The 19,889-nt window shown below is 59.4% G+C and carries 18 protein-coding genes; 8 read left to right on the top strand and 10 right to left on the bottom strand.

What is annotated here, in order from left to right; all coding sequences use genetic code 11:
- The first annotated feature begins 22 nt into the window (after positions 1-22).
- Both recJ and ACZ89E_RS17135 read left to right on the top strand, forming a co-directional pair.
- Complete coding sequence (gene recJ, locus ACZ89E_RS17140) at positions 23-1,732, top strand: single-stranded-DNA-specific exonuclease RecJ (RefSeq protein WP_476256112.1); 1,710 nt, start codon at positions 23-25, stop codon at positions 1,730-1,732.
- A gap of 290 nt (positions 1,733-2,022) precedes the next feature.
- Entirely contained in the window at positions 2,023-3,129 is a 1,107-nt protein-coding gene (locus tag ACZ89E_RS17135; protein ID WP_476256111.1) for an NADH:flavin oxidoreductase/NADH oxidase, read from the top strand.
- A 182-nt stretch (positions 3,130-3,311) separates the two neighbouring features.
- Here ACZ89E_RS17135 and ACZ89E_RS17130 read toward each other — a convergent pair whose 3' ends face one another.
- Entirely contained in the window at positions 3,312-4,937 is a 1,626-nt protein-coding gene (locus ACZ89E_RS17130) for a glucan biosynthesis protein D (RefSeq protein ID WP_149657437.1), read from the bottom strand.
- A 417-nt stretch (positions 4,938-5,354) separates the two neighbouring features.
- On the opposite strand from ACZ89E_RS17130, the gene ACZ89E_RS17125 reads away from it, so the two are divergent.
- The 3 genes from ACZ89E_RS17125 to ACZ89E_RS17115 all read left to right on the top strand — a co-directional run bounded on the left by ACZ89E_RS17125 (position 5,355) and on the right by ACZ89E_RS17115 (position 6,327).
- Positions 5,355-5,540 (top strand): hypothetical protein, encoded by a 186-nt coding sequence (locus tag ACZ89E_RS17125; protein WP_213939850.1) that lies wholly within the window; start codon positions 5,355-5,357, stop codon positions 5,538-5,540.
- Between the two features lie 140 nt (positions 5,541-5,680).
- Positions 5,681-5,926 (top strand): AbrB/MazE/SpoVT family DNA-binding domain-containing protein, encoded by a 246-nt coding sequence (locus ACZ89E_RS17120; RefSeq protein WP_463259485.1) that lies wholly within the window; start codon positions 5,681-5,683, stop codon positions 5,924-5,926.
- Positions 5,926-6,327 (top strand): type II toxin-antitoxin system VapC family toxin, encoded by a 402-nt coding sequence (locus ACZ89E_RS17115; protein ID WP_463259486.1) that lies wholly within the window; start codon positions 5,926-5,928, stop codon positions 6,325-6,327. The genes ACZ89E_RS17120 and ACZ89E_RS17115 overlap by 1 nt, the downstream gene beginning before the upstream one ends.
- 119 nt (positions 6,328-6,446) lie before the next feature.
- Here ACZ89E_RS17115 and ACZ89E_RS17110 read toward each other — a convergent pair whose 3' ends face one another.
- Positions 6,447-6,959, bottom strand: coding sequence for a BRO-N domain-containing protein (locus tag ACZ89E_RS17110; RefSeq protein ID WP_476256110.1), 513 nt, complete (start codon positions 6,957-6,959; stop codon positions 6,447-6,449).
- Between the two features lie 461 nt (positions 6,960-7,420).
- Here ACZ89E_RS17110 and ACZ89E_RS17105 point away from each other — a divergent pair, with 461 nt between their 5' ends.
- Positions 7,421-8,014 carry a ComF family protein gene (locus ACZ89E_RS17105; RefSeq protein ID WP_256672220.1) on the top strand — a complete coding sequence of 198 codons (594 nt, stop codon included), beginning with the start codon at positions 7,421-7,423 and terminating at the stop codon, positions 8,012-8,014.
- A gap of 5 nt (positions 8,015-8,019) precedes the next feature.
- On the top strand, positions 8,020-8,577 hold the full coding sequence (locus tag ACZ89E_RS17100) for a hypothetical protein (protein ID WP_463259489.1): 558 nt from the start codon (positions 8,020-8,022) through the stop codon (positions 8,575-8,577).
- A gap of 108 nt (positions 8,578-8,685) precedes the next feature.
- On the opposite strand, the gene ACZ89E_RS17095 is transcribed toward ACZ89E_RS17100, so the two are convergent.
- The 8 genes from ACZ89E_RS17095 to ACZ89E_RS17060 all read right to left on the bottom strand — a co-directional run bounded on the left by ACZ89E_RS17095 (position 8,686) and on the right by ACZ89E_RS17060 (position 18,745).
- Positions 8,686-10,170 carry an APC family permease gene (locus ACZ89E_RS17095; protein ID WP_476256109.1) on the bottom strand — a complete coding sequence of 495 codons (1,485 nt, stop codon included), beginning with the start codon at positions 10,168-10,170 and terminating at the stop codon, positions 8,686-8,688.
- Between the two features lie 238 nt (positions 10,171-10,408).
- A complete protein-coding gene (locus ACZ89E_RS17090; protein WP_476256108.1) occupies positions 10,409-11,833 on the bottom strand; it encodes a gamma-aminobutyraldehyde dehydrogenase in 1,425 nt (474 codons plus the stop codon).
- Between the two features lie 162 nt (positions 11,834-11,995).
- The gene (locus ACZ89E_RS17085; RefSeq protein ID WP_476256107.1) at positions 11,996-12,805 is read right to left on the bottom strand and encodes an ABC transporter permease; all 810 of its coding nucleotides are present in this window, start codon (positions 12,803-12,805) and stop codon (positions 11,996-11,998) included.
- Complete coding sequence (locus ACZ89E_RS17080; RefSeq protein WP_476256106.1) at positions 12,795-13,742, bottom strand: ABC transporter permease; 948 nt, start codon at positions 13,740-13,742, stop codon at positions 12,795-12,797. Before ACZ89E_RS17080 ends, ACZ89E_RS17085 begins: the two co-directional genes overlap by 11 nt.
- A 1-nt stretch (position 13,743) precedes the next feature.
- Positions 13,744-14,781 carry an ABC transporter ATP-binding protein gene (locus tag ACZ89E_RS17075; RefSeq protein WP_463259491.1) on the bottom strand — a complete coding sequence of 346 codons (1,038 nt, stop codon included), beginning with the start codon at positions 14,779-14,781 and terminating at the stop codon, positions 13,744-13,746.
- A gap of 190 nt (positions 14,782-14,971) precedes the next feature.
- Positions 14,972-16,123 (bottom strand): putative ABC transporter substrate-binding protein YdcS, encoded by a 1,152-nt coding sequence (ydcS, locus tag ACZ89E_RS17070; RefSeq protein ID WP_463259492.1) that lies wholly within the window; start codon positions 16,121-16,123, stop codon positions 14,972-14,974.
- A 117-nt stretch (positions 16,124-16,240) separates the two neighbouring features.
- On the bottom strand, positions 16,241-17,728 hold the full coding sequence (locus ACZ89E_RS17065; RefSeq protein ID WP_149657429.1) for a gamma-aminobutyraldehyde dehydrogenase: 1,488 nt from the start codon (positions 17,726-17,728) through the stop codon (positions 16,241-16,243).
- A 102-nt stretch (positions 17,729-17,830) separates the two neighbouring features.
- Entirely contained in the window at positions 17,831-18,745 is a 915-nt protein-coding gene (locus tag ACZ89E_RS17060; RefSeq protein ID WP_149657428.1) for a LysR family transcriptional regulator, read from the bottom strand.
- 208 nt (positions 18,746-18,953) lie between these two features.
- Between ACZ89E_RS17060 and ACZ89E_RS17055 the strand changes: the two genes are divergently transcribed.
- A complete protein-coding gene (locus ACZ89E_RS17055) occupies positions 18,954-19,676 on the top strand; it encodes a tellurite resistance TerB family protein (protein WP_149657427.1) in 723 nt (240 codons plus the stop codon).
- Positions 19,677-19,889: the final 213 nt, after the last annotated feature.

The following is a 19,889-nucleotide window of genomic DNA, read 5'->3' as shown; positions in this document are numbered from 1 at the left end:
CAAGAGAAGCACCTGTCACCCCATGCGCATCGAACCTCGCCTGTTGCCCGACACCCTGCCATTCCTCGGTGATCTGCCGCCGCTGTTGACCCGTCTGTACGCGGCGCGGGGCGTGCTGAACGAGGCTGAACTGGATAAGAGCCTCAAACGCTTGATTCCATTCGAGCAGCTCAAGGGCATCGATGCGGCGGTGGACCTGCTGGTGACGGCGCTGGAGCAGCGCCAGCGGATCCTGATCGTCGGCGACTTCGATGCCGATGGCGCGACCGCCAGCACCGTCGGTGTGCTCGGGTTGCGCTTGCTGGGCGCGGCCCACGTCGATTATCTGGTGCCGAACCGTTTCGAGTATGGCTACGGCCTGACCCCGGAAATCGTCGAAGTCGCGCTGACCCGCACCCCGCAACTGCTGATCACCGTGGACAACGGCATCTCCAGCGTTGAAGGCGTGGCGGCGGCGAAAAAGGCCGGGCTCAAGGTGTTGGTCACCGACCACCACTTGCCCGGTGATGAACTGCCGCTGGCCGACGCCATCGTCAATCCAAACCAGCCAGGGTGCGAGTTCCCGAGCAAGGCGCTGGCCGGCGTCGGCGTAATCTTCTATGTGCTGATGGCCCTGCGCGCTCGCCTGCGCAGCCTCGGTTGGTATGAAAGCAAGCCGCAGCCGAACATCGGCGAATTGCTGGATCTGGTGGCGCTCGGCAGCGTGGCCGACGTGGTGCCGCTGGATGCCAACAACCGCATCCTCGTGCACCAGGGCCTGGAACGGATTCGCGCCGGTCGCGCCCGGCCGGGTATCAAGGCCATCCTTGAAGTCGCCAAGCGCGAGCCGGCGCGCATCACCTCGACCGACCTGGGTTTTATCGTCGGCCCACGCCTGAACGCGGCGGGGCGCCTGGATGACATGAGCCTGGGCATCGAATGCCTGCTGACTGAAGATGCCGGGCTCGCCCGGGAAATGGCCGGCCAGCTCGACGGCATGAACCAGGACCGCAAATCCATCGAACAGGGCATGCAGCGTGAAGCGCTGGCCCAGCTCAAGGATCTGCCGGTGGAATCGATGCCGTTCGGCTTGTGTCTGTTCGATCCCGAGTGGCACCAGGGCGTGATCGGCATTCTCGCCTCGCGGATGAAAGAGCGCTACTTCCGCCCGACCATTGCCTTTGCCGACGCCGGCGATGGCATGCTCAAGGGCTCGGGACGTTCGGTGCAAGGCTTCCACATTCGTGATGCCCTGAGCGTGGTGGCGGCGCAGCATACGAACCTGATCAGCAAGTACGGCGGCCACGCCATGGCGGCCGGCTTGACCTTGCCGGAAGCGAATTTTCCGCTGTTTGCCGAAGCCTTTGACGCCGAAGTGCGTCGGCAATTGCGCGAAGAAGACCTGACCGGGCGCCTGCTGTCGGACGGCACGTTGGCGGTCGAGGAATTTCACCTGGAACTGGCCCGCGCCCTGCGCCACGCCGGGCCTTGGGGCCAGCACTTCCCGGAGCCGCTGTTCCACGGGGTGTTCCAGTTGGTCGAGCAGCGGGTGGTCGGCGAGCGGCACCTGAAAGTGGTGCTGAAAAGTGAGTGCGGTTCGGTGAAACTCGATGGCATCGCGTTCGGGATTGACCGCGATATCTGGCCGAATCCAACCATCAAATGGGTGGAATTGGCCTACAAACTCGACCTCAACGAGTTTCGCGGGAATGAGACGGTGCAGTTGATGATTGCCCACATCGAACCGCGTTGACCCCTTCGCGGGCAAGCCTCGCTCCTACAGGACTTGTGGCGTCGCCAATCATTCGGACGCCGCCAAACCCGAGCGAGGCTTGCCCGCGAAAGCGATCTTTCTGACACCGAATCCCTCTGAACCCTCCCTCATCCGCCGTTGTCGACTAGGCTCTAAGCACTGCTTGATTGGCCTTGTGACGTCTTGTCGAATTTTTTACCCGCGGGGGCGGGTGTTGCGCCTTTTTCCTGTCACTCGTCGACTTTTCAAACAGAACCCTGGAGCCTGCCCACTGATTCGAGAGGTGCCCCATGAGTCTGCTGCTTGAACCCTATACCCTTCGCCAATTGACCCTGCTCAACCGCATTGCCGTATCGCCCATGTGCCAATACTCCAGCGTCGATGGGCTGGCCAATGACTGGCACCTGGTCCACCTCGGCAGCCGCGCGGTCGGCGGGGCCGGTCTGATTTTTACTGAAGCCACGGCGGTCACCGCCGATGGCCGCATCACCGCCGAAGACCTCGGCCTGTGGAATGACGAACAGATTGAACCGCTGCAACGCATCACCCGGTTTATCGCCGCCCAAGGCGCGGTGGCCGGTATTCAACTGGCCCACGCCGGGCGCAAGGCCAGCACCCATCGGCCGTGGATCGGCAAGCACGGCAGCGTCAAACCCGAAGACGGCGGCTGGACCCCGGTCGGGCCTTCGCCGATTGCTTTCGATCCACAGCACACGCCGCCCAAGCAACTCGATGACGGGCAGATTGCCGAAGTGATCCAGGCCTTTGTCGAGTCGGCCAAACGCGCGCTGACCGCCGGTTTCAAAGTGGTTGAGATTCACGCTGCTCACGGTTATCTGCTGCACCAGTTCCTGTCGCCCCTGAGCAATCAGCGGCGCGACCAATATGGTGGCTCGTTCGAAAATCGCATTCGTCTGGTGTTGCAAGTCACCGAAGCGGTGCGGGCGGTCTGGCCTGAAGAGTTGCCGCTGTTCGTGCGGGTATCGGCGACGGACTGGGTGGAAGATGGCTGGAACCCGGATGAAACCGTGGAACTGGCGCGCCGTCTCAAGGACCTGGGCGTGGATTTGATCGACGTCTCGTCGGGCGGCACGGCGGCCAATGCGGAAATTCCTACAGGACCGGGTTATCAAACCCGCTTCGCTGAGCGCGTGCGTAAGGAGTCCGGCATTGCCACGGGCACCGTGGGCATGATTACCGAGCCGGCGCAGGCTGAGCACATTCTGCGGACCTGCCAGGCGGACATCATCTTCCTGGCCCGGGAGTTGTTGCGCGATCCGTACTGGCCGTTGCATGCCGATGATGACCTGGGCGGGCGCAAAGCGGTGTGGCCGGCGCAGTATCAGCGGGCGACCCATCGGGACCAGCCGATTCATGAGTCTGATTTGCGGGATTGAATAACGCTGTAAAACAAAAAGCCCCGGCCGGGTTGGTCGGGGCTTTTGCGTTTCTGTGCCGGGGTTTTTTGTTGTCTGTCAGGCCGTCTTCGCGGGCAAGCCTTGCTCCTACAGGGATTGCATTGCCACCTGTAGGAGCAAGGCTTGCCCGCGAAGGGGCCCGCGCAAACAACCACCTGATATCAGGTGTACTTACGCTTCTCCGGCGCCGGCGGGAAATACTGGTACAACCAGGTTTCACTCAGCGTCCGGTCATTGGTGCGGATAAACAATCGCAGCTCCACCGGGGCCACGCTGTCATTGGTCGGGAACCAGTCAAACGTAATCCGGTAACCCTTGATGTCATCCAGCACCAGCACGTTGAAGTCCTTCACCTCGCCATTCGAGCAGGTGACCACCGGCTCGATCGCCGCGCCTGGCGGTAAACGGTCCAGACCACCGCCGGTGAAGTCCACCGCAAAGCGTCGCGCCCAGACCTCCGGGTAATGCTCACCCGGCGCCCAGCCTTCGATAAAGCCGCCCATGCCCGAACGGGTCGCATTGACCCGCGCCAGCGGCGTGCTGACCGGCGGCAATGCGCTCCAGTACAGCTTGTAGCCGTAGTTCAGCGAATCACCGGCGGCCACCGGTTTTTTCGGCGTCCAGAACGCGACGATGTTATCCAGGGTTTCGCCGGTCGTAGGAATTTCCAACAGATCGATAGAGCCTTCGCCCCACGCGGTTGTCGGTTCTACCCACAGGCTCGGGCGCTTGCTGTACCAGTCGACGGTGTCCTGATAACTGGCGAATTCGTGATCGGTCTGCACCAGGCCGAAACCTTTCGGGTCGGTGTCGGCGAAGGCGTTGAATTGCAACGTCGCCGGGTTGTTCAGCGGCCGGCAGATCCACTCGCCATTGCCGCGCCACATGGCCAGGCGATCGGAGTCGTGGATTTGCGGGTGAATGGTGTCGCACATGCGCCGCTCGTGGGTGCCGCAGCTGAACATGCTGGTCATCGGCGAAATGCCCAGTTGTTCAATGGCGGTGCGCGCATTGATGTGGGCGTCGATGGCCATCACCACCTGGCTGGCCTGGCAGTCGATGTCGAAGCGGTAGGCACCGGTGGCGCTCGGCGAATCGAGCAGGGCGTAGACCACGAAACGGGTGCTGTCCTTGTCCGGCGTCTCGAACCAGAACTTGGTGAAGTCCGGGAATTCCTCACGCTTCTTGGCGTAAGTGTCGATCGCCAGCCCTCGGGCGGACAGGCCATATTGGCCAGAGGCATCGACTGCGCGGAAGTAACTCGCGCCGAGGAAAGACAGCACATCGTGCTTGTCCAGTTCCGGGGCCTTGAACAACTTGAACCCGGAAAACCCCAGGTCGCCGGTGAGCTGCTTGGTGTCGACCGTGGTTTTTTCGTAGTTGAACAGCGACGGGCGGAAATGCACTTCCCGGGCCTGACGGGTCTTGGGATCGACGCTGTACATGCGCACGGGCTGCTTGAAACCCATGCCGACGTGGAAAAACTGCACGTCCAGCTGACCGTTCAAGTCGTTCCACAGCGAGTGCTTGCCGTCGTACTGGATCGCGTTGAAGTTCTGCGGCGTCATCGTCCCGAGGGTGGGTGGCAACACCTGCTTGGTGTCCTGATAGCGGCTGGCGGCAAGCTGCTTGGCCTGGATCTTCAGCGCTTCGAAGTCGAAGGCCTGGGCGTCACCATCAGCGGCGCCATTCCCGGCCCAGGCCCGTGTGGCCAACAGGCCAGTGGCGGACAGACCGGTGTAGGCGGCGATAGCCATGGACGCTTTGAGCAAATTCCTGCGGTGCATAAGTACAACCTGTCGTGAACAATCCCGCGCCGTTCCTGGCACTGCTGGGATCAAAAATAGAGGTTCGGACATGCCTTCGGCCAAACGCAACGGACTCTAAACAGATGCCAAATAGCTTAAACCGTTCGGTCATCGAGAAAAAATGATTGATAGCACAACGATGTTGCGGCAATGAAACAAGACATGTCCGGTAACGTTTCCCACAGTACTTTCTGTTTTATAGGGCATTTGTGCCTTTCTCGACTAATTACTCTAAAAACCACTTTTCAGCGCCGATTTAATTCCTATCCTATGGGCATAGCCGGTTTCGGCCCTTCAGGCCGGCGGGTTCAGTGCGCACCCAGCGACTGCTGAAAAAAGGAGTAGGGCGATGCGGTTTTCTGAAGTTTTCTTTGACGTATTAAAAGGACATCGTCCATGTCGAAAGTACAAGGCATCACCGAACTGTTAGGAATATTTCCGTGCCTGTCGACCGGAAGGCGTAGGCGTCGGCTCAATTCAGAGGAGATGAAGTTGGTGGAGAGGTACAGGGAACTGTCCGAGAGTGATCGGATTGCGATGCGGTATCTGGTGGATGCGATGAGGAGTGTTTCGAGGTTTTGAGGAGGAGGGGATTGGCCGTGACGCTGGTGTTGCGGTCATATCCTACGAAGCAGTGGGAAGGAGCCTACGATGAGCGGCGGTTGCAGGTTCACACGCTTAGTATTACGTTTCTCTTCAGAGTAATACTTCAGGAGAACAACATGACGACAACTATGACCAGTAAAGGGCAGGTCACTATTCCCAAGCCTATTCGTGACGCGCTGCATCTGATGCCGGGTTCGGCCATCGAATTCAGCGTCAATGCGCAAGGTGAGGTCGTGCTACACGGCCATAAGGCAAAAACCAAAAAAACAGCCACACCAGATCGGTTCGAAGCTGCGCGTGGTAAAGCGGATATCAAGTGGCGCACTGATGATTTGATGGCGTTGCTGCGAGGTGAGGACTGATGATATTGGTCGACACGAACGTGTTGATTGATGTTCTGGAGGACGATCCCGTCTGGGCCGATTGGTCCATACAACAGCTTCGTGCTCAATCCCAGATTCATGAGTTGGCCATTAATCCGATCATCTACGCCGAGCTTTCTCATACATTTACCACCTTTGAAGCGCTGGATGATGCGGTCATTCAGCTCGGTTTGGAGATGCGGGAACTCCCGCGTCCCGCTTTGTTTTTGGCCGGCAAGGCTTTTGTTCGCTACCGGAAAGTAGGGGGCGGAAAAAGCAACGTATTGGCGGATTTTTTCATCGGCGCGCATGCCGCTGTGAAAAAGCTGCCGTTGCTGACTCGGGATGCCAAGCGTTATCGCAGCTATTTTCCGTCGGTTGAATTGATAGTGCCGACGTGAGCTCCTCGTCCTGCTACGGATAGACTTCCCAAAAGGCAATTCATGGAGGTTTTAAGGAGATGACTAACAAAAGGGGCAGACTGAGAAGTCTGCCCCTTTTGTATTTCTTCACCCTGTCTTCAACTGCAAGTACCCATGATCTTGAACGGCCTCTGTACCTGCATCAGCTCAGGCATGTCCCGCCACTTGATCCAGGCCTGATGCTGCCAGTGCAGCAGCGGTACCGAGATGCCGGCCCATTGCAACGAACTCAGGCTCGGAATGTTATCCACAGATGCCGCGCTCGACTCGCGCAGCATCGGGATGACTTCGTTGCTCAGCCATTGGCGCAGGTTGCGGTTTTCCGGGATGAAATGGTGGATCAGGAGGGCGTACATCCCTGATTCGCTGACCATCAGAGATTCGACGGTATTACCGCTTTTCAGCAGCCGGACGTTTCGGCGCTGATCGGGATCGAGTTTAAGGGTGAGGCGTTCGTCCATGGGGCGGCCCATCAGACGACCGAGGTCGTGGACGCAGAACCAGGCTTGGTTGTCTTGCATGAGCGTGTGGAGGAAGCGGTTGTGGCGGGTGAAGACGGTTGGGGTGAAGTACGGATGGATTTCACGCTGATGTAATTTGGGATCAATCATTTTGCGACTCCATGTTGAGAAAGGAGCCGCCACTAATCCTTCGACAGATTTGGGTGGCGGACCGTGCGGCGTTCGAAGTCGGAACATTCTCGATCAACATGTAAGCCGAGAGGCCCGCGCCACACGGCCCACCATATAAGCGAAGCTGAAAGGCAAAAATTGCCTCAGTTCGTATGGGGGCGTGAATGCGCCATGTTGATAGTGCTCCGGCTTCGACCCCGGGTCGCTGATTTGGCAGCGACGAGGTAAAGCCTATCGTCCAGGCGCTCGCGGTGCCAAGTCTACTCTGGCGTCACGTGTTGTAGGAATTGGAGCTTTTAGCGGAAGGCTCGGTCTGTAGGAATTTCCTGTTTTTGCATGAGGCTCAGCGCCAATCGATGGTCGTCTGGTATCTCTGTTTTTCATTGCCTAGGGTCAGAGAGCGCCAATGAATTTTGGTGCTTAACGGACAGGCTTCAAAAATGGAGAATGCCTTGAAAGTATGTTTGAAACAGATAAACGGCCCTTGGGACCAGGGATGGGTGCTGGACAAGCACATGATAAGTAGTACCTTTCTAGGAGATGACGAGCGAGGAAACCCGCGATTCGATAATCTCCGTACAGAGGTAGGACAAGCGACCTACCAGCTCAAATATCAGAAGGATTGGAGTCAGGTGAGCCCTCTTGCCCAAGCTGTAGCGACCAATGTCTTGCCTAAGCTTGCTCAGGTGGGATTCGTTGTTCCTATGCCGGCCTCAAACGTTCGTGCTAGGCAACCAGTCACTGAGGTGGCCGTGGAGTTAGGGCGAATAATAGGACTGCCTGTGTTCTCGGATTTACTCCGGAAGTCTGGTATGGGGCAATCGCTTAAAGATTTGCATACCAAAGCTGAAAAGGTTGCTGCTATTGGAGCAAGCTTTAGCGTCAATGATGAAATTACTAGTACTGGCTGTTGGAATGTTTTGGTCGTTGATGATTTGTTTGACAGTGGGGCATCAATGGATGCTGCTTGCGCTGCTCTGCGTAAGTATCCAAAAGTTGGAAAAATCTACGTTGCCGCATTAACTTGGAAGTGAAATAGATGACAACTGTATTTATTGCGGGCTCTATTAATATCAAACACCTTGATCCGAAGGTTAAAGAGCGTATCAATAATATCGTTGATTCTGAGTTTGATGTCGTGGTTGGCGATGCAGGCGGAGCCGATACATCTATTCAAGAATATCTGTTAAGCCTGGTTCGATCTAAAACGACCATTTATTGCAGCGGTGCTACCCCGAGAAACAATCTTGGAGAGTGGCCGGCGAGGACAGTGGAAACCAAGCATTCTAAAGGGTCACGAGCATTTTTCACCGCGAAGGACGTTGTCATGGCTGAGGCCGCTGATTACGGCTTGATGATATGGGATGCAAAAAGCACCGGGACGCTCAGTAACGTAATAGAACTGTTGTCTCGAAAGAAGAAGTCGCTCGTTTTTGTCAATAAAGAGAAAGCTTTTAAAGTGGTAGGGAGTGTAAAGCAGCTCGAGGAGCTGATTACATTTATGTCTGATTTTGCTAAGAAAAAAGCGGATGAAAAAATAAAGCTTTTCGATCGCATATCCTTACTGAAGCACGATCAAACTGAGCTGCTGCTTTGATGGGTTTCTTTCCAGTCGATATCGTTATTAACTCCCCTTTTCTCAACGCGTGAGAGAAAAGGGGAGTATTTCATCTCGGCACTTTCAACGGGGTCGGAGGCAAAATTCTTACCGACTAACCCTCCAAGCATCCCCCGCAGGCGCAGTCCCGTGGTCATACGGCTTCGCAATCCACATGTAGATCAACCCCAGCCCAATCACAATGGCCGTACTCAACACCATCGCATAGTTGATGTACCAAGCCGCATCCGGCGTACGCGGCCACGCCATGTTGATGATCGCGCCAACGCCATAAACCAGCGCCCCGATGTTTACCGGCAAACCCCATGCGCCGAGGGTGAATTTGCCGCTCGGTTTCCAGCCTTTCATCCGTGCATACAACGCGGCCAACACGATCATCTGAAACGCCAGGTAAATCCCGATGGCTGCGAAGCTGACGATGGTCGCCACCGCGTCTTGCAGGAAAAATCCGAGCACGATGATCAACGCCGGCAGGACACTGGACACAAACAACGCCGCCACCGGCACTTGAGTGGTAGGCGAAATCTTCTTCAACAGCTTACTGCCGATGACCATTTCATCCCGGGCGTAGGAGTACAGCAGACGACTCGCCGCCGCTTGCAGGCTGATGACGCAGGAGATGAAGGAAATCATGACCACGCCCATCACCACTTTCGAGCCCACTGGGCCGAAGGCGTTGTTGAGGATGGTGGTGACCGGGTCTTTGTCGGTGCCGTTGATCACGGCTTGCATGTCCGGTACGGCGAGGATCAGGGCCAGGCAGGCGAACATGGCGGAGATGCCGCCGATGTAGATGGTCATGCGCATCGCAATCGGGATTTGCTTGCTCGGGTTCGGGGTTTCTTCGGCGACGTCGCCGCAGGCTTCGAAGCCGTAGTAGAGGAACATCCCGGCCAGGGAGGCGGTGAGGAAGGCCGGCAGGTAGGAGCCGTCGATGCGGATGTCGAAGGTGTTGAACAGCACGCTGATCGGTTGGTGGCGTTCGAAGATCAGCAGGTACACGCCAACGATGACGGCGCCAATCAGCTCGCAAAGGAAGCCGAACATGGCGATCCGCGCCAGCACTTTGGTGCCGCTGAGGTTGACCAGGGTGGCGAACAGCGTCAGGAACAGGGCAATGACGATGTTGGTGTTGTTGCTCGGCTCAAAACCCATCATCGCGGCGAGGTACGGGCCGGCGCCGACGGCCACGGCGGCGATGGTCACGCACAGGGCGATGGAGTAGATCCAGCCGACCATCCACGCCCATTTTTTGCCCACCAGGCGCCGGGCCCATGGGTAGACGCCGCCGGAAATCGGGAATTGCGACACCACTTCACCGAAGATCAGGCACACCAGCAACTGGCCGCAACCGACCAGCAAATAGGCCCAGAACATCGGTGGCCCGCCGGCGGCGAGGCACAGGCCGAACAGGGTATAAACCCCGACGACCGGCGAGAGGTAAGTGAAGCCCAGGGCGAAGTTTTCCCACAGGCTCATGCTGCGATTGAAGTTCGAGGTGTAGCCCAGTTTGCGCAGTTGCTCGGCATCGCTGTCGGCTGCGGCGGGGGAGAGTTCGGGTAGTGCACTCATGGTCTGTCAGCTCCGGAAAATCGGCAGATTTCGGATGTCCGAAACCGTGGCGGGGCCGTTAAGGCGCTGCCCGGGTCGGTGGTTATTGTTTTGGTTTGTCTGGGGTGGAACCTGGTGGTGCAGGGTGCCGGTTTCTTCCTTGGGATTTGCGGTGAGGCCGCTCCTACAGGTTTTGTGTCGTTCGCCAAACATGTGAACGACATCAACCCTGTTGGAGCAAGGCTTGCCCGCGAAGCTTTTAATGCTTGAACATCACATGCCGAACAACGGTGTAGTCCTCCAGCCCATACATCGACATGTCCTTCCCGTAACCGGACGATTTCTGACCGCCATGGGGCATTTCGCTGACGAGCATGAAGTGGGTATTCACCCAGGTGCAGCCGTACTGCAAACGCGCGGCCAGGCGATGGGCGCGGCCGACGTCCGAGGTCCAGACCGATGACGCCAGGCCATAATCCGAATCATTGGCCCAGCCCAGCACCTGCGCTTCATCGTTGAACTGGGTCACCGACACCACCGGCCCGAACACTTCGCGGCGAACGATCTCGTCGTCCTGCTGCGCGTCGGCCAACACCGTCGGTTCGAAGAAGAAACCATTGCCTTCCACAGCCTTGCCACCGGTGATCAGTCGAATGTGCGATTGCGCCACAGCGCGCTCGACAAACCCGGCCACGCGGTCGCGGTGCTGCGCGGTAATCAGCGGCCCCAGCTCGGTCGCCGGGTCATCCTGCAAACCGTACTTGATGCTGCTGACCGCCGCGCCGAGCTTCTCGACGAACTTTTCGTAGATGCCTGCTTGCGCATAGATGCGGCACGCAGCGGTGCAGTCTTGCCCGGCGTTGTAGAAACCAAAGGTACGAATACCTTCCACGGCGGCGTCGATGTCAGCGTCGTCGAAGATGATCACCGGGGCCTTGCCGCCCAGTTCCATGTGCATGCGTTTGACGCTGTCGGCGGTGCTGGAAATGATGTTCGCGCCAGTGGCGATGGAACCTGTCAGCGACACCATGCGCACTTTCGGGTGCGTGACCAATGGACTGCCAACCGTAGGACCACGGCCGAATACCAGATTGAGTACACCCGCCGGGAAGATTTCCGACGCCAGCTCCACCAGACGCAACGCGGTCAGCGGGGTTTGTTCCGACGGCTTGAGCACCACGGTATTACCGGCGGCCAGGGCCGGGGCGATTTTCCAGGCGACCATCATCAGCGGGTAGTTCCATGGAGCAATGGAGGCGATCACACCCACCGGGTCGCGGCGAATCATCGAGGTGTGACCGGCCAGGTATTCACCACCGGCCGAACCGCTCATGCAGCGGCTGGCGCCGGCGAAGAAACGGAACACGTCGGCAATCGCCGGGATCTCGTCGTTCAGCGCGGCGCTGTAGGGTTTGCCGCAGTTGTCCGACTCCAGTTTCGCCAGTTCTTCGCCGTGGGCTTCGATGGCATCGGCGAGTTTGAGCAGCAGCAGCGAGCGTTCCTTGGGCGGGGTTTGCGACCAGGCTTCGAAGGCGTTGTCGGCGGCCCGCACGGCGGCATCGACCTGTGCTTCGCTGGCTTCGTTGATTTCCACCAGCACACGGCCGAGCGCCGGGTTGAACACCGGTTGGGCGGGGCCTTCGCCGTCGATCAGTTGGCCGTTGATCAAGAGTTTGGTTTGCATGGTTCTGTCCTCATCGAAACTATTATTTTTCTGTCGGAACCGGATCTCTTGTAGGAGCGAGGCTTGCCCGCGAAGAGGCCATCACATTCAACATTGATGTTGGCTGACACACCGCCTTCGCGGGCCAGCCTCGCTCCTACAGGATTCGGTTTGCACATTGGGTTATTTCCCGCCACTACCCGCCACGCTTTCACCACCCCGTGTCAGGTAATACGCCCCCAGGATCGGCAACATGGTCACCATCATCACCAGCATCGCGACGACGTTAGTTACCGGCACGTCCCGAGGGCGGCTGAGCTGGTTGAGCAGCCATAACGGCAAGGTGCGTTCATGCCCGGCGGTGAAGGTGGTGACGATGATCTCGTCGAACGACAGGGCAAAGGCGAGCATGCCGCCGGCCAGCAACGCCGAGCCGAGGTTCGGCAGGAGGATGTAGCGGAAGGTCTGCCAGCCGTCGGCGCCGAGGTCCATCGACGCCTCGATCAAACTGTGGGAAGTGCGGCGCAAACGGGCGATGACGTTGTTGTAGACGATCACCACGCAGAAGGTCGCGTGGCCGACGATGATGGTGAACATCCCCGGTTCGATGCCAAACGTCTTGAAGGTCGCCAGCAGCGCGATCCCGGTGATGATCCCCGGCAGCGCAATCGGCAGGATCAGCATCAGCGAGATGCCCTGTTTGCCGAAGAACTCCCGCCGGTACAACGCCGCCGACGCGAGGGTGCCGAGGACCATGGCGATCAAGGTGGCGATGGCGGCAATTTCCGCCGAGAGCTTGATTGCTTCCAGCACGTCGGGCCGCGAAAACGCCACGCTGAACCACTTCAGGGTGAAGCCCTTGGGCGGAAAGCTGAACGCCGCGTCTTCGGTGTTGAAGGCGTACAAAAAGATGATCAGGATCGGGAAGTGCAAAAACACCAACCCGCCCCAGGCTGCGATGCGCAGACCTATAGAAGCTTTCTCAGAGTGCATCGAAGGCCCCCAGTCGTTTGACGATGGTCAGGTAAATGGCGATCAACACAATCGGCACCAGGGTGAACGCGGCGGCCATCGGCATATTGCCGATCGCGCCTTGTTGGGCGTACACCATGCTGCCCACGAAGTACCCCGGCGGGCCCACCAATTGCGGCACGATGAAGTCGCCCAGGGTCAGGGAAAACGTAAAGATCGAACCCGCCGCAATGCCCGGAATCGACAGCGGCAGAATCACTTGCATAAAGGTCTGGCGCGGCTTGGCTCCAAGGTCCGCCGAGGCTTGCAGCAATGAGGGCGGCAGGCGTTCCAGTGAAGCCTGGATCGGCAGGATCATGAACGGCAGCCAGATGTAGACGAATACCATGAACCGTCCCAAATGCGAGGTCGACAAGGTGCTGCCACCCACTCCGGGAATGCCAAGGATGAATTGCAAAACCGGCTCCAGCCCCAAGTGCTGAACAAACCACTGCGCCACGCCACCCTTGGCCAGCAGCAACGTCCAGGCGTAGGCCTTGACGATGTAACTGGCCCACATCGGCAGCATCACCGCGATGTAGAAAAACGCCTTGGTCTTGCCGGTGGTGTAGCGCGCCATGTAGTAGGCGATCGGGAACGCGACGATGGCGCTGGCGATCGACACCACAATCGCCATGCTCAGGGTGCGCAGGATGATGTCGAAGTTCGATGGCTGGAACAGTGCGGCGAAGTTGGCCAGGGTCAGGTCAGGCGTGACCGCCATGGTGAAGTCGTCGAAGGTGTAGAAGCCTTGCCACAACAGCACCAGTAGCGAGCCGAGGTAGATCGCGCCAAACCACAGCAGCGGCGGCACCAGCAGCAGCGCCAGGTAAAAATTCGGCCGTCGATACAGCAGGTTGGAAAACCGCCGCAACGGCGAACCGTTGGCCGGGGTGTGCGAGATTGCCAAGGTGTTCATCTCACACCCCGCCAGCAACGTTGTCGTGCAGCGGGATCATGGCCTCGCGAGCCCAACGGGCGCTGATGCGTTGCCCGGTCTGGTGCTGGGCGCTGGTGTCCAGCCATTGCACGTTGGCCTGGCTGATGTTCAGGACCTGGCCGTTTTCCAGCTTCACTTCATAGCGGGTGGCGCTGCCCTGGTACTGGATGTCGTGGAGCAAACCGCTGACTTCGATTTCATGGCTGGCCAGAGGACCTTCGGCGAAGCGCACGTGCTCTGGGCGGATCGAGAATGGCTGCGGATTGCCGCTCAACTGTCGGGCCAGATCGCCGCGAATCACGTTGGAGGTGCCGACGAATTCCGCGACGAAGGTGGTCGCCGGTTTCATGTACAGATTGCGCGGGGTATCGACCTGTTCGATGCGTCCCTTGTTGAACACCGCCACGCGATCCGACATCGACAGCGCTTCAGTCTGGTCGTGGGTGACGAAGATAAACGTGATGCCGAGCTGGCGTTGCAGCTTCTTCAATTCGCCCTGCATTTGTTCGCGCAGCTTGAGATCGAGAGCGCCCAGCGGCTCATCCAGTAACAGGACGCGAGGGCGATTGACCAACGCGCGGGCCAACGCCACACGCTGGCGCTGGCCGCCGGACAGTTGCACCGGTTTGCGCTCGCCGTAGCCGCCGAGGGCGACCATGTCGAGGGCTTCTTCGGCGCGCTTCAGGCGTTCGGCCTTGCCGACACCTTTGACCTTCAAACCGTAGGCGACGTTGTCGCGAACGTTCATGTGCGGGAACAGCGCGTAATCCTGGAACACGGTGTTGACGTCACGCTGATACGGCGGCAGCCCGGCGGCTTCCTCGCCGTGAATGCGGATCGAGCCGGTGCTCGGTTGTTCGAACCCGGCGATCAGGCGCAGGCACGTGGTTTTGCCCGAGCCGGAAGGGCCGAGCATGGAAAAGAACTCGCCGTCCTGGATATCGATGGAAACCCGGTCAACGGCCTTCACTTCGCCGAACTGCCGGGAAACGTTGGTGAACTGGACTGCAAGCGTCATGGTGCGGTGCTCCAAAAAGGCGAGGGTCGTCGCAGCGGCCCTGCCTGACTTTCTGAGTTCTTCAGTGATGATCGTTCCCACGCTCTGCGTGGGAATGCAGCCGGTGACGCTCTGCGTCACGACTGCGCGAATGGACGCGGAGCGTCCAGTGATGCATTCCCACGCGGAGCGTGGGAACGATCAGTTGGTGTTACCTGCCGCCCATAATCGCGATGTAGTCCTGAGTCCAGCGGCTGTACGGCACGAACTTGCCGCCTTCAGCCTGTGGGGTTTTCCAGAAGGCCAGGTTGGCGAATTGGGCGTAACCATTGGCCGCACACCCTTCGGCACCGAGCAGCTCACTGGCCTTGCAGCCTTCAGGGACTGCCGGCAGTGCGCCGAACCACGCCGATACGTCGCCTTGCACTTTCGGTTGCAGCGACCAGTCCATCCACTTGTAGGCGCAGTTGGGGTGCTTGGCATCGACATGCATCATCGTGGTGTCGACCCAGCCTGTGGCCCCTTCTTTGGGAATCACCGAGGCCACCGGCTGCTTGTCGGCCACCAGGCCATTGACCATGTAACCCCAGGTGCTGGATGCCACTACGCCTTCGTTCTTGACGTCGCTCATCTGCACGGTCGCGTCATGCCAGTAACGGTGGATCAACGGTTGTTGCTTGCGCAGCAGGTCGAGCGCGGCTTTGTACTGCGTTTCGTTGAGTTCGTAGGGGTTCTTGATCCCCAGTTCCGGACGGGTCGATTTGAGGTACAGCGCTGCATCGGCGATGTAGATCGGGCCGTCGTACGCCTGGACCCGGCCCTTGTTGGACTTGCCGTCCGGCAAGGTCTGTTCTTCGAACACCACGCTCCAGCTGTCCGGCGCGGTCTTGAATACATTGGTGTTGTACATCAGCACGTTGGGGCCCCATTGGTAGGGCGTGCCGTAGGTTTGTTTATTAACGACGTACCAGGGACCGTCCTTGAGGCGCGGGTCAATGTTCTTCCAGTTCGGAATCAACGCCGTGTTGATCGGCTGCACCCGCTTGCCGACGATCAAGCGCAACGAGGCATCGCCCGACGCGGTGACCAGGTCGTATCCGCCCTTGGCCATCAGGCTGACCATTTCATCGGAAGTGGCGGCGGTTTTCACACTGACCTTGCAGCCGGTTTCCTTCTCGAAACCGGTCACCCAGTCGTAGGCCTTGTCGCTCTCGCCACGTTCGATGTAGCCCGGCCAGGCCACGATATCCAGTTGACCTTCGCCGGCACCGACGGCTTTCAGCGGTTCGGCGGCCTGGATACTGGCACTGGCGAGCAATGCAGTGGTGATTGCACTAAGCAGTGCGGTCTTGTGCGCGAACATGGGACACACCTCTTTGTTTTTTAGGTTTTTGTTAAGAGTAAAGAGTAGCTGCAAGGGGCAAGCGTCAAGCTGCAAGAAACAGCGATCTGCTTTGACTTGTAGCTTGTAGCTTGCCGCTTAAAGCTCCCGGCCATGCCGGGCCATGATGTGCCGCACCACGCTGTAGTCCTGCAGCGAATCGCTGGATAAGTCTTTGCCGTAGCCCGAACGCTTCAGGCCGCCGTGGGGCATTTCGCTGACCAGCATGAAATGGCTGTTGATCCAGGTGCAGCCGTACTGCAAGCGCGCCGCCACCTGCATGGCTTTGTCGAGGTTCTGGGTCCAGATCGATGAGGCGAGGCCGTATTCCGAATCGTTGGCCCAGTCCACCGCTTGCGCGAGTTCATCGAAACGGGTGACGGTGACCACCGGTCCGAACACTTCGCGCTGCACGATTTCATCGCTCTGTTTGCAGCCGGCGAGCAAGGTCGGCTGGTAATAGAAGCCGGCACCGGAATGCACCGCCGCGCCAGTGACCCGCTCGATGTGCGGCTGGCCGAGGGCGCGTTCGACGAAACTGGCCACGCGGTCACGCTGACGGGTGCTGATCAGCGGACCGATTTCATTGTCGGCATCCCGCTTACCGGCGAAGCGCAGGCTGCTGACCGCCGCGCCCAATTCGGCCACCAAACGGTCATGAATCCCGGCCTGTGCATAAATCCGGCACGCCGCCGTGCAGTCCTGGCCGGCGTTGTAATAGCCGTAGGTGCGCACGCCTTCGACCACCGCTTGAATGTCCGCGTCGTTACACACGATCACCGGGGCTTTGCCGCCGAGTTCGAGGTGCGTGCGCTTGAGGGTTTTTGCGGCGGCTTGCAGGATTTTTTGCCCGGTGACGATATCGCCGGTCAGCGAGACCATGCGCACCTTCGGGTGGCTGACCAAATGGCTGCCAACCCCTTCACCGCCGCCGCAGATGATGTTGATCACCCCGCGCGGCAGGATCTCGGCCAGGGCTGGCGCCAGGGCCAGGATCGACAGCGGCGTATGTTCGGAAGGCTTGAACACCAGGGTGTTGCCGGCGGCCAGGGCCGGGGCGATTTTCCAGGCGGCCATCATGATCGGGTAGTTCCACGGCGCAATGGACGCGACGACGCCAATCGGATCGCGCCGCACCATGCTGGTGTAGCCCGGCAGGTATTCGCCGCTGAGCTGGCCGGTCTGGCAGCGCACGGCCCCGGCGAAGAAGCGGAATACATCCACCGTCGCGCTCAAGTCGTCCTGGCGGGCCAGGTGCAACGGCTTGCCACAGTTCAGGGATTCGAGGCGGGCGAGGAGGTCGGCGTTTTTTTCGATGGCGTTGGCGATGTCCAGCAACAGGTTCGAACGTTGCTGCGGGGTGGTGCGGGACCAACTGGCGAAGGCGTGGTGGGCGGCGAGGATCGCGGCTTCGACTTGCTCGGTGCTGGCTTCGGCAATGTGCGTCAGTACTTCGCCGGTGGCGGGGTTGAGGATCGGCTCGACAAAGCCCTGGCCCGCGACCAACTCGCCATCGATCAACAACGCGGTGAACAACGGGGTCTGCGCGCCAGCCATTTTTCGGGTTCTCTTTTCTTGTGTGGCCATGGTGCTCCCAGTGACTGGGGCCCGGCCGTCTTATAAAGATGTAACAAGACTAGTGCGCGAGCCCGAGGTCGACAAATTCTAAATACTGAAGGTGGCGTTCGATTAAATAGATGGCTTGCGCCCGCCATGGGGCTGCTCGCGGGCGACGGTCAGGAACGGATCGACCAGCGCCGGCCGCGCAGTGCCACGGCGCCACGCCAGGCCAACGTCGAGGGTCTGGCTGAGGTCGGCGATGGGTCGGGCTTCGATGATGTCGCCCTCAAGAGACCACGGGCGATAGGTCATGTCGGGCTGAATCGACACGCCCAGACCGGCCGCCACCAGACTTCGTACGGCTTCCGTGGAGGCGGTTCGCAAGGTGATGCGCGGTTGCAGCGACGCCGCCGACCACATGCGCTGGGCGTTGCGGTCCATTTCGTCGACATTGAGCTGGATCAGCGGCTCGCGCGTGACATCGGCGAGGTTGATGCTGTCGTGTTCCAGCAACGGGTGCTGGGCCGGCAGCCACAGGCGGTGGGGCGAATGGGTCAGGACCTCGGTTTGCAAGGCGTGGCGGTCTTCGAGGTTGGAAAGGATCAACACCCCGACATCGATCTCGCCGCTGACCAGCAAATGCTCGATGTAGGGGCGTTCGTCCTCCATCACGCGAATTTCGACGTTGGGGTAGGCGCGCTGGAATCGCGTGAGCAGATCCGCGAGGTAGTAACCGGCGACCAGGCTGGTCACGCCGACGATCAACTGCCCGGCGACCTGATCGGTGCTCTGTTGCAGGCTGCGTTTGGCGTTATCGACGGTCGCCAGAATCAAGTGCGCCTGGCGTAGGAATTGATGCCCTTGGTGCGTCAGGGTCATGCCCTTCGCGTGTCGGTTGAACAGGATGACGCCGATTTCCTGCTCCAGTTGCTGGATCGCCAGGGTCAGGGTGGATTGGGAAATGAACGCGGTTTGCGCGGCGGCGGAGATTGAGCCGGTCTCGGCCACGGCGATGAAATGTCGGATCTGACGCAGGGTCATCATCGGAAAGGTACCCGGTGGGCGGCTTTTATAGATTTGTTCGAGTGTATATCTATTTTTTTGAGGTGCTGGCGCAAGTGGTGAGCTTCAAGCGGCAAGTTGAAAAGCGCGGGCAACATCTGGAAGCACTCTCGTCGCCGGTCGCTGGGCACTTTCGATCTAGGCTGATGGCCTTATTGATCCAGTTACCCCGAATTCGTGGAGGCAGCAAATGAACACCCGTGGATTGCTCGATCAGTTACTCAAATCCGGCCAGGACCTGTTGCAGAAAAAGTCTGGCGGTCATCAAAACAAGCCTTCTGCCGGCGGCCTGGGCGGCTTGCTAGGCGGCAGCGGTGGCTCGGGCGGCCTCGGTGGCTTGCTCTCGGGGGCGGGTGGTGGTGCGTTGGCGGCGGGGGCGATGGGGCTGCTGATGGGGAACAAGAAGGTGCGCAAGGTGGGCGGCAAAGTCGCCATCTACGGCGGTCTCGCCGCGCTGGGCGTGATTGCCTACAAGGCCTACGGTAATTGGCAGGCCCAGCAGGGCACGGCACCGAAGACCGAGCCGCAAACGGTCGACCGCTTGCCGCCAGCGCAGGTCGAGTTGCACAGCCAGGCGATTCTCAAGGCCCTGGTCGCAGCGGCCAAGGCGGACGGTCATGTCGATGAACGTGAACGGGCGCTGATTGAAGGTGAATTCACCAAGCTCGATAACGACCAGGAACTGCAACACTGGCTGCACGCCGAACTCAACAAACCCCTCGACCCGAGCGACGTCGCCCGCGCCGCCAGCACCCCGGAAATGGCCGCCGAGATGTACATCGCCAGCGTGATGCTGGTGGATGAGGAGAACTTCATGGAGAAGTCCTACCTCGATGAACTGGCGCGGCAATTGAAGCTTGAACCGGGTTTGAAGGCGGAGCTGGAGAAACAGGTGCGCCAGGCTGCAATGTAAGCGATGCCCGTAACGCCTATGATCTGATCGTTCCCACGCTCCCGCGTGTGAATGCCTCTTTGAACGCTCCGCGTCCATTTGGGACGCAGAGCGTCCCTGGCTGCATTCCCACGCGGAGCGTGGGAACGATCAATTTCGCGCCTTTCAGCTAAGCCCATCCCCCCCCATGACCATTCCACGGCCCCTTTCTGCCAAATCACCACTGGCAACCTT

The organism is Pseudomonas sp. TE3899 (assembly GCF_056279105.1).
The sequence above is the reverse complement of the archived record's forward strand: the minus strand, read 5'-3'. Positions and strand labels throughout refer to the sequence as shown.

Bases quoted from the DNA above. Each gene is read 5' to 3' on its own strand.
- ACZ89E_RS17055 (WP_149657427.1), top strand. From the start codon at position 18,954: ATGAACACCCGTGGATTGCTCGATCAGTTACTCAAATCCGGCCAGGAC.
- ACZ89E_RS17110 (WP_476256110.1), bottom strand. From the start codon at position 6,959: ATGATTGATCCCAAATTACATCAGCGTGAAATCCATCCGTACTTCACC.
- ACZ89E_RS17065 (WP_149657429.1), bottom strand. From the start codon at position 17,728: ATGGCCACACAAGAAAAGAGAACCCGAAAAATGGCTGGCGCGCAGACC.
- recJ (WP_476256112.1), top strand. From the start codon at position 23: ATGCGCATCGAACCTCGCCTGTTGCCCGACACCCTGCCATTCCTCGGT.
- ACZ89E_RS17060 (WP_149657428.1), bottom strand. From the start codon at position 18,745: ATGATGACCCTGCGTCAGATCCGACATTTCATCGCCGTGGCCGAGACC.
- ACZ89E_RS17125 (WP_213939850.1), top strand. From the start codon at position 5,355: ATGTCGAAAGTACAAGGCATCACCGAACTGTTAGGAATATTTCCGTGC.
- ACZ89E_RS17085 (WP_476256107.1), bottom strand. From the start codon at position 12,805: ATGCACTCTGAGAAAGCTTCTATAGGTCTGCGCATCGCAGCCTGGGGC.
- ACZ89E_RS17115 (WP_463259486.1), top strand. From the start codon at position 5,926: ATGATATTGGTCGACACGAACGTGTTGATTGATGTTCTGGAGGACGAT.
- ACZ89E_RS17130 (WP_149657437.1), bottom strand. From the start codon at position 4,937: ATGCACCGCAGGAATTTGCTCAAAGCGTCCATGGCTATCGCCGCCTAC.
- ACZ89E_RS17135 (WP_476256111.1), top strand. From the start codon at position 2,023: ATGAGTCTGCTGCTTGAACCCTATACCCTTCGCCAATTGACCCTGCTC.
- ACZ89E_RS17100 (WP_463259489.1), top strand. From the start codon at position 8,020: ATGACAACTGTATTTATTGCGGGCTCTATTAATATCAAACACCTTGAT.
- ACZ89E_RS17105 (WP_256672220.1), top strand. From the start codon at position 7,421: ATGGAGAATGCCTTGAAAGTATGTTTGAAACAGATAAACGGCCCTTGG.
- ACZ89E_RS17120 (WP_463259485.1), top strand. From the start codon at position 5,681: ATGACGACAACTATGACCAGTAAAGGGCAGGTCACTATTCCCAAGCCT.
- ACZ89E_RS17080 (WP_476256106.1), bottom strand. From the start codon at position 13,742: ATGAACACCTTGGCAATCTCGCACACCCCGGCCAACGGTTCGCCGTTG.
- ACZ89E_RS17090 (WP_476256108.1), bottom strand. From the start codon at position 11,833: ATGCAAACCAAACTCTTGATCAACGGCCAACTGATCGACGGCGAAGGC.
- ydcS (WP_463259492.1), bottom strand. From the start codon at position 16,123: ATGTTCGCGCACAAGACCGCACTGCTTAGTGCAATCACCACTGCATTG.
- ACZ89E_RS17095 (WP_476256109.1), bottom strand. From the start codon at position 10,170: ATGAGTGCACTACCCGAACTCTCCCCCGCCGCAGCCGACAGCGATGCC.
- ACZ89E_RS17075 (WP_463259491.1), bottom strand. From the start codon at position 14,781: ATGACGCTTGCAGTCCAGTTCACCAACGTTTCCCGGCAGTTCGGCGAA.